Here is a 13,365-nt window from a genome sequence, read left to right as displayed (position 1 = left end):
AGGATGTCTGGATGCAACTCACCCTGTTAAACGACTCGGGCAAATTCGATGGGCTCGATGACACCATTAGGCACGTTTTTGCCGAGACGGCGCACAAATTGAATGCCTTGTTCGATCTCTCCCAACTGGATGTCACCTTCAGCCCTTTTGCCGAGGGGGATGCTCCCGATTCGGGTATCGGTGGCTGGGCCATCAACATGTATCGGATAGAACTCCAGCTTGATCTGGAACGGCCTGATATCAAAGAGGTGATCATCACCGAATTGCCTGCCGTGCTGGCCCACGAAGTCCACCATATCGTGCAAAAGAAGAATAAGGTGGAAGCAGAAACACTGGCCGAAAACCTGATTTTTGAAGGACTGGCCTGCTACTTTGAGCAGAGGTTCAATGGTGGCACCCTCCCCTCGCTGTTCAAGGAGTCTCATCACCATGACTGGCAATCGCTCCTGGCAGAGATGACGCCCCATCTATCCAGCAAGCAGTTCAACTATTTAGACTTTTTCTACTGCCGTGATAACCGGCCATTTCCCAAATATGCCGGTTACTGGGTGGGGTTCAATCTGGTGACCAACTATCTGGCCAAAAATGGACTGAATGAAATAGAGGTCATGGGCCTACCCGCCGAGGCGTATTTCAATTAACACGCCTTCACACTGTTCGTGGCTATCACAGAGCCCAAACCCGGAGAGAAGATCATGATCCCCATTCGCTGCAAGGCCGTCTCTGGCGTTGCCCTTACCACTGTCGATGGCGAAACCAAATTGCTGGTGATGAAACGGGTCAAGGGGGGCTTCTGGTGTCATGTGGCAGGCACGGTGGAGGCGGGTGAAACCGGCTGGCAGACCATTATTCGGGAGTTTGGCGAAGAGACGGGGATCCGGGTCACCGAACTCTACAACGGCCAGTATCTGGAACAGTTTTACGAGGCGAGCTTGAATACGGTGGAGGTGGTGCCGGTCTTTGTGATCTATTGCCCGCCCAATCAGGCTGTGGCCCTCAACGATGAGCACACAGACTATCGCTGGTGTTCCCTGGCCGAAGCCAAGGCGCTGGTGAGTTTCCCCGGCCAGAAGGCGCTCTACGACCATATCTGGCACCATTTTGTCGACAACGCCCCCTCTCCCCTGATGCGGGTCGATATCCGCTGACCGCACACGGCTTCCCCCTGTAAATGCAACACGCCCCCGGATGGGGGCGTGTTGCATCTAAAGCCAGCCAAGCGCTTTTGTTAGACCAAGCAGATGGCCTACGGCCGCTCGCCAGCGGCCAGACGGCGGTTGATATCGGCGATAACCGGGGCGATGTCGGCAAGGGTATCAATCACATAGTGCGCCCCCGCCGCCCGCAGTTTGGCCTCGGCCGGTGCGCGCCGGGCGGCGATCTCCGCCTCGCTCATGGCGGCAAACTCTTCCCAGGTGGCACCAAATTCGTTGCCGGAAACCGACAATCCCACCGTCCACATGCCCGCGTTCAGCCCTTCACTGATGCCGGGTACGGCGTCATCCACCTTGATGCAGCGATGCACCGCGCTCACTCCCAGCTCAATTACGTTGGCCAGCGCCATCCAGGGGCCGGGGCGACCACCTGCCTTGAGATCGTCAGTGGCGACCCAGTGATCCGGCCGATAGCCGTGATCGGCCGCAGCAGGCACCAGCGCCTCCATCACTGGACGGGGATAACCGGAGCAGGAGCCGATACGCAGCCCCTGACCCCGCAGAGCGTCCAGCAGCGGCAGCACACCGGGGATGGGGGCGGCAAAGCGGGTCACGGCGGCAATCTGCAGCGGCATAAAGGTGTGATAAATGTGGTCCACCTCGGCGTGGCTCATGGGGTGGCCGAAGCGATCCTGCCAGCGCGCATCCACCGAAGGCAGACGGCCCAACGCAGAGATATGATCCCACTTGCCAAGGCCCATGGGCTGGCGTGCTTCGTCCAGGGTCACAGCAAAGTCATAGGCGCGGGCGAAGGCCTCGACGAAGATGGAGGTGGGGGCGAAGGAGCCGAAATCAACGACGGTGCCGGCCCAGTCGAGGATCAGCGCCTCTACGTCGGTGGTCGGGTCTACAGCAATCTGCAAGTCAGTCATGGTGGTGTTCCTGTTTCGGTGAAAGTGCGATCTCGCCCAATGCGCGATCGAGAATGGTGATGGCGCGCACCAGATCGGCGCGGGCGATATTGAGTGGGGGCGAGAGCTGGATGACGTTCCCTTGGGAGACCTTGAAGCTGAGCCCCAGCTCCAGACAGCGGTAGAGCAGGCGCTCGGCGGCCTGGCTGTTGCGGGTGCGACTCTGGTGATCGACCACCAGATCGAGCGCCCAAAGCATACCGATACCGCGCACCTGCCCGATCAGCGGGTGACGTTCGGCCAACTTGCCGAGCTCGGCCGCCATAAAACGGCCATCCTCCTGCGCTTTTGCCAGCAACCCCTCTTCGCGGATGGTACTGATGGTAGCGAGCGCCGCCGCGCAGCCGATAGGGCTCTTCTCGTGGGTGTAGTGACCGAGTGAAATAGCTGCGGCCTGATTGAACCGGTCGCGGGTGATGAGAGCTGCAAACGGCACCACCCCGCCCCCCAGCCCCTTGCCCAGACAGATGATGTCTGGCTCGATGCCGAACTCCTCGAAGCTGAACCAGTGGCCGGTGCGGCCCAGGGCATTGGGGATCTCGTCGACGATCAGCAACACCTTGTGGCGATCGCAGATCTCCCGCACCCGCTGCCAGTAGGCCTTCGAGGGCACCTGCACATCGGTGTTGCGGATAGGTTCGGCGATAAAGGCGCCGATCCCTCCCTCCTTCTCGATGACGTACTCCAGATAATCGGCGTAGTGCAGGTCATCCCCCTCCCCGCGATACCAGACGCCGCGATAACGGGTAGGCGGCGGGATGCGCTCCACTCCGGCCATCAGCGGGCCCATACCGGCGCGAAAACAGGCCTCGCCGCCGACCGAGATGGCATCGAGGGAGGCGCCGTGAAAGGCATCCCACAGGGACACCACCTTGCTGTTGCCGGTGATGAAACGGGCGAGCTTCAGGGCAATCCCCACCACCTCGCTGCCGCCGGGGGCAAACAGCACCCGGTTGAGATCGCCGGGGGCCAGCTCGGCCAGGGTGCGGGCGCAGTCGATGGCAACCTGATGGGTGTAGCGGCGGGGCGCGAACGGCAGATCGGCGAGTTGCTGCTGCACCGCGGCCACCACCCTGGGGTGACCGTGACCCAGCTGATGAACGCTGTTGCCGTGAAAATCGAGGTAACGCGCGCCCGATACACTGGTAAACCAGCTCCCCTGCGCCCCCTCAATCAGATCCAGACAGGGGGTGGAGAGTGCCTGATGGAGAAAGTAGCGGCTATCTTCCGCCAATCCGGCCTGTACATCTTCGCTCTGGCCCGCCCACCAGCGCGCCCGCCCCTCGCCGAGGTTGATATCCCCTTCGCTGTCGGCACGGCCGCTGCCGTGCAGCTTATGGTCATGCAAATCGCGGCCACGCAGATCACGACCCTGAGCCAGCATGCTGGTCATCGCGCGTCCCCTTGCCAGTAGCAGGCGCTGGCCATGGCGGCGAGCAGATCCCGCACCCGCTCAGGGGTCACATCGCCGATATTGCCGATACGGAAGCAATCGGCCTGGGAGACCTTGCCCGGATAGATGACAAAGCCCTGCGCCTTGAGCCGCTGGTAGAAATCGGCGAAGCGGTAGTCAGGGTGGGCCGGAGAGTAGAAGGCGGTGATGATGGGAGATTGCCACTGTTCTGGCAGCAGTGGCGCAAAGCCGAGGGCAGCCATCCCCGCCACCAGGGTGCGCTGATTCTCGCCGTAGCGCTGATGGCGGGCTTCAATGCCCCCCTCCTCGTCCAGCTCGCGCAGCGCCTGGGCAAAGGCAAGCACGGTATGGGTGGGCGAGGTAAAGCGCCACTTGCCCCCTTGCTGCTCCATGGTCTGCCACTGGGCATGCAGGTCGAGGGAGACCGAGCGAGCACGACCGGCGCAGGCCGCCAGCGCGGCGCGGCGAGCGATGACAAAGCCAAAACCCGGCACCCCCTGAATGCACTTGTTGGCCGAGCTGATGAGAAACTCGATGCCAAGGCGCCCCATGTCGATGGGAATACCGCCAAAGCTGCTCATAGCATCGACGATAAGGCGAATGCCACGACGCTGGCAGAGCTCAGCTACCTCATCGAGCGGATTGAGCATGCCGGTGGTGGTCTCGCAGTGCACCATGGCCAGATGGGTGATCTCGGGGTGGCGCGCCAGCATCGCCTCGATGGCGGCGGGCTCCGGGCGGGTGGTCTCGCCGCAGTCCAGCTCGTGGTGGCGCAGGCCAAGGCAGCGGGCCATCTCCCCCATGCGGGCACCGTAGGCGCCGTTGTTGATGATCAGCAGACACTCATCGACGCCGATCGCCGAGCCCAGCACGCTCTCCACCACATAGCTGCCACTCCCCTGCAGCAGCACGGCGCTGTAGTCACTTTGATATTCCGGGCCGGTGGCGAGGCGCACCAGCTCGCGGCGGATGGGCTCCACCACGCCCAGGTTGTAGTCCGCATCCCAGGTGCAGCTGTCTTGCAGCATGGCGGCACGCACAGTCGCGGTGGTCGAGAGGGGGCCCGGGGTCAGCAGCAGGTAATCGACGGCGGCGGGGGCCGCAGGAATATGGGTCATGACATCGCTCCTTTTGGTATATACCAGAATGAGCGCATTGTGGGTAACTGCCCCGCCAAGGTCAAAGGGGTGGCGCTACGTGCAACAAAAAATTCATTTTCAGCGCCGGGATCGCGATAATCTAGGAAGCCTGAACAGCAGGGGCGCTGCTGGTATCTACCAATGCATGTTGATGTTGCCGTGTAACGACCGGGCAGATGACCTGCCCTGTGCCCAGCCCATTGCCCAACTCATTGCACAACTTATTGCAAAACCAGGGATTTTCATGAGCAAACCCCAATATCTGCAGATCAAGGATGCCCTCGCCAACCAGATCCTGGCGGGGGGTCTGGCCCCCAACGACAAGCTCCCCTCCGAGCGGCTGCTGGGAGAACTCTATGGCACCACCCGGGTCACCATCCGCGAGGCACTGGTGCAGCTGGAGGCGAACGGCCTTATCTATCGGGAGGATCGCCGCGGCTGGTTCGTCACCCCGCCACGTTTTCGCTTGAACCCCAGACGCACCTCCAACTTTCACCAGATAGTGCGGGAGCAAGGGGGTGAGCCGCGCACCGAGCTGCTGGATAAAAGCCGTCAGGCGGTACCGCCCGCGTTGATGGCGCAGCTGCAGCTCAAGCCGTTTGACAGCCTGTTTCTGCTAAAACGTCTGCGCTACGCCAACGGGCGCGCCATCTGCTACTGCGAGAACCACTGCCTGCCAGAGCGGGTGCCCGGCCTGCTGGCACTGGATCTCAACGGCAGTCTGACCGAGATCTACCAGGCCCATTACGATCTCCACTACGCCCGCATGCAGGTGCGCTTCTTCCCCACCGCCCTGCCGGACGAAGTGGCCAAGGCGCTGGGGGCCACCGCCGGTCTGCCCGCCCTGCGCCTCGAGCGGCTCAACTTCGATCAGCACGGACGGGTGCTCGACTTCGATCTGGAGTACTGGCGCCACGACAGCCTGGAGATCGAAGTGGATACCCAGGATTAGTCACGGATAAATCAGGAACGGCAAAACGTCACGGGGCTGTCACGGTCACGTCATAAAGATCCCCTAGCCTCTCTCTCGACCAATCTGGTTTATACCAAACCAATTTAACTGGAGAAGAGGATGAAACAGGGAACCCATCTGCTGGCCGCCGCCGTGCTGGCTGCCATGACCGCCCCGGCACTGGCCGCGACCGATCTCACCGTCTACACCGCCTTCGAACCGGAGCAGCTCAGCGAGCTGAAAACCGCGTTCGAACGCCAGCATCCGGACATCAACATCAAGTGGGTGCGTGACTCCACCGGCGTGGTCACCGCCCGCTTGCTGGCAGAAAAAGCCCAGCCCAAAGCGGATGTGGTGTGGGGACTGGCCGCCACCAGCCTGATGCAGCTCGATCAGCAGCAGATGCTCAATGCCTATGCACCGAAAGGGCTGGATAAGCTCGACAGCCGCTTTCGCGACAGCAAGGCCGAGCCGCACTGGATCGGTCTGGACGCCTTCTTCAGCGCCATCTGCTTCAACAAGGTAGAGGCGGAAAAACAGGGGCTCCCGGCCCCCACCAGCTGGGCCGACCTCACCAAGCCCATCTACAAGGGCAAGGTGATCATGCCCAACCCCAGCTCCTCCGGCACCGGTTACCTGAGCGTTGCGGGCTGGCTGCAGACCATGGGTGAGCAGCAGGGCTGGCAATTCATGAACGGCCTGCACCAGAACATCGACCGTTACACCCACTCGGGCTCCGCCCCCTGCAAGCTGGCCGCCAGCGGTGAAACGGTGATCGGTATCTCCTTCGACTTCCCGGCTACCAGCCTCAAGGCCAAGGGTGCCCCCATCGAGGTGGTGTTCCCGAAAGAGGGGTCGGGCTGGGATATGGAAGCAGCCGCCATCATCAAGGGCACCCCCAAGCTGGAAGCCGCCAAACAGCTGCTCGACTTTGCCGCCACCGAACAGGCCAACGCCCTCTACAACAAGTCGTTCGCCGTGGTCGCCATTCCCGATGTGGCCCAACCGAGAGCGGGCTATCCGGCAGATATCAAAGGCCAGATGATCGACAACGACTTTAGCTGGGCCGCCCGCGAGCGCAACGCCATCCTGGCCCAGTGGAGCGCCAGCTTCGACGGCAAGACCGAAGCCAAACAGTAAGCGTGAAGGGCGGCGGTTTGTTCACGCCAGACACACCGCTGCCAATAAACTGTCAGTCGAAGGCCAACAGCTGTTGGCCTTCGCTTTTTGGTTTTAACTTCCCGAGTTTGCATTGCCTTCAATTAGCGATGCTTAGTCCATTCGCACAGTGCCCAGCCACTTGTTGGCGACCCGATCTCATTTGACTGTCATCAAGCTGTCATCCCCCGATCACCTGACCGTCACACTTCACCCGCAAACTGGTATATACCAAATCAGTAGCGAGTCGAACCATGACCCAGCCCTATCTGGACATTCAACATCTCAACAAGCAGTTCGGTGCTTTTCAGGCCCTCAAGGGGATCTCTCTGACCATTGAGCCGGGGGAGTTTATCTGCTTTCTCGGCCCCTCCGGCTGCGGCAAGACCACCCTGCTCAGAGCCATCGCCGGGCTGGATCTGCCGGACAGCGGCGAGATCTGGCAAGGGGGGCGCAATATCTCCCGCCTGCCGCCCCAGGAGCGCGATTTTGGCATCGTGTTTCAGTCCTATGCTCTCTTCCCCAACCTGACGGTGGCCCAGAACATCGCTTTCGGCCTTGAGAATCAGGGGCTGGCGCGGGATCTCATCAAGGAGCGGGTCGATCACTGGCTGGGGCTGGTGGATCTCACGGCCCAGTCCCACAAATACCCGAGCCAGATCTCCGGCGGCCAGCAGCAGCGAGTGGCGCTGGCCCGGGCACTGGCCCTCTCCCCCGGCCTGCTGCTGCTGGACGAACCGCTCAGCGCGCTGGATGCACTGGTGCGCACCCATCTTCGCAGCGAGATCCGCGCCCTGCAGCAGCGCCTTGGCATCACCACCATCATGGTGACCCACGATCAGGAAGAAGCGCTGACCATGGCTGATCGCATCGTGGTGATGGAGGGCGGCCGCATCGTACAGGTGGGCACCCCGCAGGAGATCTACCACCAGCCTGCCAGCCGTTTCGTGGCAAGCTTTGTCGGCACCATGAACTTCCTCGACACCCTGGTGCTGAGCCCCACTCAGGTGCGCCTCAACGAACAACCGCTGCAACTCGCCAATCAGGCCGCGGCCGGCAGCAAATTGCAGGTGGCGATCCGCCCCGAGGCGATCACCCTGAGTGCGCCGAGCGAGCCGTATCTTGGCCAACATGGCGTTGAAGCAACCATCGATCAGGTGGAGTTTCTCGGCGCTGCCCAGCGTCTTATCTGCACCGCCGACACCTATCTGGGCCCACAGCAAATTCTGGTGGAGCGCCCGACCCACGAGCTGCCCCGCCACGAACAGGGTGGCTGGCGCAGCGGCATGCGCTGCTCACTGCACTGGCCTGCCGGGGCGATGCAGCTGTTTGAAGGAGAACGCCCATGACTGCCCCCTTTGCGACCTCCTCCCTGCTGCCACCAGTGACAGCCCGACAAGACTCTCGCTGGCAGCGGCTCTGTCGCGGCTGGAGCCGGGATCAGCTACTGCAACTGATCCTGCTGGTGCTCGGCATCGCTCTGCTCACCGGCGGTCTGCTGCTGCCGCTGCTCACCATGTTGCAAAAAAGCCTGCAGGATGAGAACGGCCTCTGGATAGGCCTTGCCAACTTCAGCGCCTACTTCGACTCCCCCCATCTGGGACGCACCATCGGCAACACCCTCTGGCTCGGGGTGCTGATCACCGCGCTGGTGGTGACCATCGCCTTTGGCTACGCCTACGCCCTCACCCGCACCTGTATGCCGGGCAAGCCCCTGTTTCGCCTCATCGGTTTGATCCCGCTGTTGATGCCCTCCCTGCTGCCCGCCATCAGTCTGGTCTACTGGTTTGGCAATCAGGGGATCGCCAAGGGGCTACTTGGCGGCGAGAGCATCTACGGCCCCATCGGCATCGTCATCGGTCTGGGCTTCTGGTGCTTCCCCCACGCCCTGATGATCCTTATCACGGCGCTCGGTCAGAGCGACGCCCGCCTCTATGAAGCCTCCCGGGTGCTGGGCAGCAGCGGCTGGCGCACCTTTGTCACCGTCACCCTGCCTACCGCCCGTTATGGCCTGCTCAGCGCCGCCATCGCCGTCTTCACCCTCACCATCTGCGACTTCGGGGTGGCCAAGGTGATTGGCGGCCAGTACAGCGTGCTGGCCACCGACATCTACCGGCAGGTGATCGGGATGCAGAACTTCTCGCTGGGCGCCGTTGCCAGCGTCACCCTGCTGCTGCCGGCGCTCTTGAGCTTTGCCCTGGAGCACAGAGTGCGCAGCAAGATGCAGGAGCAGAGCAGCACCAAGGCGGTGCCCTATCAACCCAAGCCCCATCGGTTGCGGGATCTGCTGGCGCTTGGTTGGTGCACGCTCTGGGCCCTGCTGTTTCTGGCACTCGTGGGGATGGCCGTTTACGGCTCACTGGTACAATTCTGGCCCTACAACCTCGGGCTGACGCTGGATCACTACGCCTTTGACAGCAACAGCGTCTACGGCTGGCAGCCCTTTGCCAACACCTTGCAGCTGGGCCTCTATACCGCGCTTATCGGCACCGTGCTGGTGATGGTGCTGGCCTGGGCACAGGAGAAGGGGCGCCACTTTGCGCCGCTGCGCCAGCTGCTGCATCTGCTTGCCATGCTGTCACTGGCGGTGCCCGGCATGGTGCTGGGGCTCGGCTACATCTTCTTTTTCAACGGCAATCCGCTCTTTGGCGGCCTATACGGCACCCTGCCGCTGATGGTGCTCTCCTGCGTCATCCACTACTACACGGTGGGTCATATGACGGCGCTGACCAGCCTCAAGCAGTTGCCCAAGGAGCTGGAGCTGGTGGCCATCTCATTGCGCATTCCGCTCTGGAAGGCGTTCTGGCGAGTCACCCTGCCAGCCTCCCTGCCCGCACTGCTGGAGATCTTCATCTATCTGTTCGTCAACGCCATGACCACCACCTCGGCGGTGATCTTCCTCTATTCGAGCGACAGCGTGCTCGCCTCCATCGCCGTGCTCAATATGGAGGATTCCGGCGATACCGCCGCGGCCGCCGCCATGGCCACCCTGATCCTGCTGGCCGCCGCCACCGTCAAGCTGCTCCAGCTCTTTTTGAGCCGCGCCCTGCTGGATCGCACTCAGCGCTGGCGCCACCAATAACCTTATCGAGGAGTCATCATGTCCACTCTCCCCTTCTGGCTGGCCGAGGCGCTCGCCGCCGAACAGCCCGCGCCACCCATCCCACTGGTCGGCCACCACGAGGCCGATGTCTGCATCGTCGGTGGCGGCTTTACCGGGCTGTGGAGCGCCATCGCCCTTAAACAGGCCGAACCTGCCTTACGTATCATGGTGCTGGAGAAAGATCGCTGCGGCAGCGGCGCCTCCGGGCGCAACGGCGGCTGCCTGCTCACCTGGTCGGCCAAATACCTGACGTTAAAGCGCCTCTTTGGCGAAGAGCAGGCCGCCTGGCTGGTGCAAGGCTCCGAGCAGGCGGTGCACGAGATCGCCCGCTTCTGCGCGGCGCATCAGATAGAGGCGGAGCTGAGGGTCGAGGGCACCTGCTACACCGCCACCAGCGAGGCCCAGCGCGGCCTGATGGAGCCGGTATTGCGGGAGCTACAGCGAGCCGATCTTAACCAGTGGCAGGCGATTGCGGAGGGTGAACTGGCGAGCCAGAGCGGTTCCCACGTTCATCTGGAGGGGCTCTACAGCCCTCACGCGGGCTCGGTGCAACCGGCGCTCTTGGCGCGCGGTCTGCTGCGGGTGGCGCGGGAACTGGGGGTCGAGGTCTATGAGCACTCCCCCATGCAGCGCCTTGAGGCGGGCCAGCCGGCACGGGTGCAAACGCCGCAGGGTGAGGTGCGTGCCCGCAAGGTGGTACTGGCCCTCAACAGCGCCATGGTGCAGCACTTTCGCGAGTTTCGCCGCAGCATAGTGCTGGTCTCCTCCGATATGGTGATCACCGACCCCGCGCCGGATGCACTGGCCGCCCAGCAGCTTGCACACGGCCGCTCCGTGGTGGATAGCCGCACCTTTGTCCACTACTACCGCTCCACCCCGCAAGGGCGGCTGATGCTGGGCAAGGGGGGCAACACCTTCGCCTTTGCCAACCGCCATCTGGCCGAGTTTGATGCCCCCAGCCGTTATCTTGCCCCCCTCACCCGCACCCTGCGCCGCTTCTTTCCGGCGCTCAAAGAGGTGCCCATCGCCGCCAGCTGGTGCGGCGCCTCCGACCGCTCGGTAGATGGCCTCCCCTTCTTCGGCCACTGGCGAGGGCAGCCCAATATCGTCTATGGCCTCGGCTACTCCGGCAACGGAGTGGCGCAAAGCTGGATGGGTGGCCAGATCCTGGCGGCTTTGGTGCGCGATGAAGTGCGGGAAGAGGACAAGCCGTGGCGCGACTGCGCGCTGGTCAGCGGCCCGCGCGGCTATTTTCCGCCCGAACCCTTTCGCTGGCTGGGCGCCATGGCGGTGCGCAATGCCATCCGGCGCAAAGAGCGGGCGGAAGATGAGAACCGCCCGGTGGCCTGGTATGACAAACAGCTGGCCAAACTTGCCGATGCGGCGGGCAAGGCGGATAAATAGCCTTCCCAAGACCATATTTATTGAAACTGCCGCCCCTTGGGTCGGCAGTTTACAGGTGAAACCAGAGGGACATTATCAAGCAACATGACCAGCTGATTGACCCCTGCGTCAGCAGAATTGATGCATCAGCAGGACAGCTCCAGACAACGTTGACGCTGCGCAACAATCTTGGTTTGTTCAATTCTGGCGGCAGGCAATAACTATGACATACCCCCCCCATAATCCGAATTCGTGTCGCTTTTTAAAGTCAAGAGTTCAAAAAATCGCCACCAATCACCTTGTTAACAAATTTATTGATCTCCGACTGCTTTTTGTCTTCATTCAGTTTGCATAGTTCACTGCGTCAGTTACCATGCCTCAATTGAGGATAAACCGCCTTAGTTGATGTTGTTTTCTAAGGTTGCATTTTCAATAAAGATTATATTGGGTTGTGACTTTAAGAATTAGCTTTCGTTTGAGTGATTATTATATTTCATACTTACATGACATTTTGTATTAACTTTTTTGGTGTTATTTATGAGTCGCTGGATAGAAAATTTTGAAAAGCATCCCTTCCAAGATACTTGGTCTCAAATTGTATCGTTAAAAGATAGTATCAACTCAGATGATAAAACAGTCATCACCGATACAACTGAAATAGCAAGACTCAAGAAAGTTGTAGCATTTATAAATGAACTTTTATTAGCCTGCGACCCAGAATTAATACCAGAGCAAACATGGAGCAATTTTTCAAGCCAAGCTACTGCGTGTCTGCAAAGCATATCGAGCTTTAATAGCAGCCGAAATATTCAACATATCATTCAAGCCAACTCTAACTTGGATAATCTGCTAACTTATATACGCCCATACCAAGTAATAACAGGAAAGGCAGCTAGAGCGGCTAAAACAGCCTTTTCATCCTATACAAAAGAGATTTCTATAAGCCTAGACTCAATTAATAGAGAAATCACCACAAAATTTGACTCTATCCAATCTGACGCAGATTACCTGTTAGATGAAATTGAAAAAATAAAGAATAACGCAGCATCAGAACTGGAAAACTGCGAAATAATTAGTGAAAAAATCACAAACCTAGATGAAGATTATTTTAATAACTCCGTGAACAAAAGTTTAAAGACTAGGATGGAAGAGTTTGAGTCAGAAATAACTCAAGCCCATGAAAAAATACTGAATTTCTCTGAGATTCTCTTTGAGGGAACTTCAACCGATGACTCTGTAGAACAGAAAATAAACGTTGCTCTCGATAATATAGAGTCAGATGCGAAAGAAAGCGCATCCCAACTTGTAAAGCTCAGGTCAAAGATTGATGACTTCAGTAATTATTACAATCTAGTTTTTGGTGAACTTCAGGATGATGAAAATAGAAAAGGAGGATTGAAATCAGAAATTGACACTAGAAAAAAAGAACTAGAAAAATTCAAAGAAACTCAAGAGTTAAAATATAAAACTCTTGTTGAAGAGATAGAGAGTTTACTCCCTAGTGCAACTAGCGCTGGTTTAGCAAGCGCATATAGAGAAATGAAAGTCAGCTTTGATGGTCCGATTATTCAAAACACAATAATATTCTACGGTACAATTGCCTGTTTAATTTTTACTGCACTTGTATCAATGACTCAAGAGCTTGGTTGGTTTTATATAAAGTTTCATAACATCCCAGAATTAACAACATTGGCCTCTAATATTTTATATAAAGCACCGATAATTATACCTGTAATTTGGTTAGCGTTGTTCTCTTCAAAAAGAAGAAGTGAAGCATTACGTTTACAGCAAGAATATGCGCATAAGGAAGCCTTGGCAAAATCATTCCAAAATTTCAAGGCTCAAATTGAGGCGTTAGGGGAGGAAACCCCTGTACTCATGAATAAACTTCTTGAGGCAGCCATTGATGCTGTATCAAAAAATGCATCAGACACATTAGATAAGAAGCATGGGGACAAGACACCTGTTCATCAAACACTTGATGGAGCACTTGACTCATTAGGAAAGATAAAGGCTTTATTCGAATCTAAAAAACCTTAACCATAGTTAAAATTAGATTGTAGGTTCGAATCGCAAAAAGCTAATTCGTGC

11 protein-coding genes are annotated in these 13,365 nt (G+C 58.6%); 8 read left to right on the top strand and 3 right to left on the bottom strand.

Annotated features, from left to right (window positions below):
- Positions 1 to 11: 11 nt before the first annotated feature.
- On the top strand, positions 12 to 641 hold the full coding sequence (locus ACTG2B_RS09185) for a DUF2268 domain-containing putative Zn-dependent protease (protein ID WP_139746700.1): 630 nt from the start codon (positions 12 to 14) through the stop codon (positions 639 to 641).
- Between the two features lie 54 nt (positions 642 to 695).
- Entirely contained in the window at positions 696 to 1,148 is a 453-nt protein-coding gene (locus tag ACTG2B_RS09180; protein WP_439995566.1) for an NUDIX hydrolase, read from the top strand.
- Positions 1,149 to 1,246: 98 nt separating this feature from the next.
- Here ACTG2B_RS09180 and phnX read toward each other — a convergent pair whose 3' ends face one another.
- The 3 genes from phnX to phnW are packed head-to-tail and all read right to left on the bottom strand — an operon-like array spanning position 1,247 to position 4,657.
- Entirely contained in the window at positions 1,247 to 2,086 is an 840-nt protein-coding gene (gene phnX, locus ACTG2B_RS09175; protein WP_421293278.1) for a phosphonoacetaldehyde hydrolase, read from the bottom strand.
- Positions 2,079 to 3,518 (bottom strand): aspartate aminotransferase family protein, encoded by a 1,440-nt coding sequence (locus ACTG2B_RS09170; protein ID WP_439995565.1) that lies wholly within the window; start codon positions 3,516 to 3,518, stop codon positions 2,079 to 2,081. Before ACTG2B_RS09170 ends, phnX begins: the two co-directional genes overlap by 8 nt.
- Entirely contained in the window at positions 3,515 to 4,657 is a 1,143-nt protein-coding gene (gene phnW / locus ACTG2B_RS09165) for a 2-aminoethylphosphonate--pyruvate transaminase (protein ID WP_439995564.1), read from the bottom strand. The genes ACTG2B_RS09170 and phnW overlap by 4 nt, the downstream gene beginning before the upstream one ends.
- Before the next feature lie 265 nt (positions 4,658 to 4,922).
- Between phnW and phnR the strand changes: the two genes are divergently transcribed.
- From phnR to ACTG2B_RS09135, 6 genes are all read left to right on the top strand, one after another.
- Positions 4,923 to 5,630: a phosphonate utilization transcriptional regulator PhnR gene (gene phnR / locus ACTG2B_RS09160; RefSeq protein ID WP_257690345.1), complete on the top strand. Its 708-nt coding sequence runs from the start codon at positions 4,923 to 4,925 to the stop codon at positions 5,628 to 5,630.
- Between the two features lie 120 nt (positions 5,631 to 5,750).
- Complete coding sequence (locus ACTG2B_RS09155; protein ID WP_439995563.1) at positions 5,751 to 6,770, top strand: putative 2-aminoethylphosphonate ABC transporter substrate-binding protein; 1,020 nt, start codon at positions 5,751 to 5,753, stop codon at positions 6,768 to 6,770.
- 272 nt (positions 6,771 to 7,042) lie between these two features.
- Positions 7,043 to 8,137 carry a putative 2-aminoethylphosphonate ABC transporter ATP-binding protein gene (locus ACTG2B_RS09150; RefSeq protein ID WP_439995562.1) on the top strand — a complete coding sequence of 365 codons (1,095 nt, stop codon included), beginning with the start codon at positions 7,043 to 7,045 and terminating at the stop codon, positions 8,135 to 8,137.
- Positions 8,134 to 9,870: a putative 2-aminoethylphosphonate ABC transporter permease subunit gene (locus ACTG2B_RS09145; protein WP_439995561.1), complete on the top strand. Its 1,737-nt coding sequence runs from the start codon at positions 8,134 to 8,136 to the stop codon at positions 9,868 to 9,870. Before ACTG2B_RS09150 ends, ACTG2B_RS09145 begins: the two co-directional genes overlap by 4 nt.
- Positions 9,871 to 9,888: 18 nt before the next feature.
- On the top strand, positions 9,889 to 11,295 hold the full coding sequence (locus ACTG2B_RS09140; protein ID WP_439995560.1) for an FAD-dependent oxidoreductase: 1,407 nt from the start codon (positions 9,889 to 9,891) through the stop codon (positions 11,293 to 11,295).
- Between the two features lie 516 nt (positions 11,296 to 11,811).
- Positions 11,812 to 13,314: a hypothetical protein gene (locus ACTG2B_RS09135; RefSeq protein ID WP_158109209.1), complete on the top strand. Its 1,503-nt coding sequence runs from the start codon at positions 11,812 to 11,814 to the stop codon at positions 13,312 to 13,314.
- The last annotated feature ends 51 nt before the right edge of the window (positions 13,315 to 13,365 follow it).

Origin of the sequence: Aeromonas sp. 30P, from assembly GCF_051919805.1 — a bacterium.
Classification (GTDB): domain Bacteria; phylum Pseudomonadota; class Gammaproteobacteria; order Enterobacterales; family Aeromonadaceae; genus Aeromonas; species Aeromonas veronii.
This window is presented reverse-complemented; position numbering and strand designations above follow the sequence as displayed.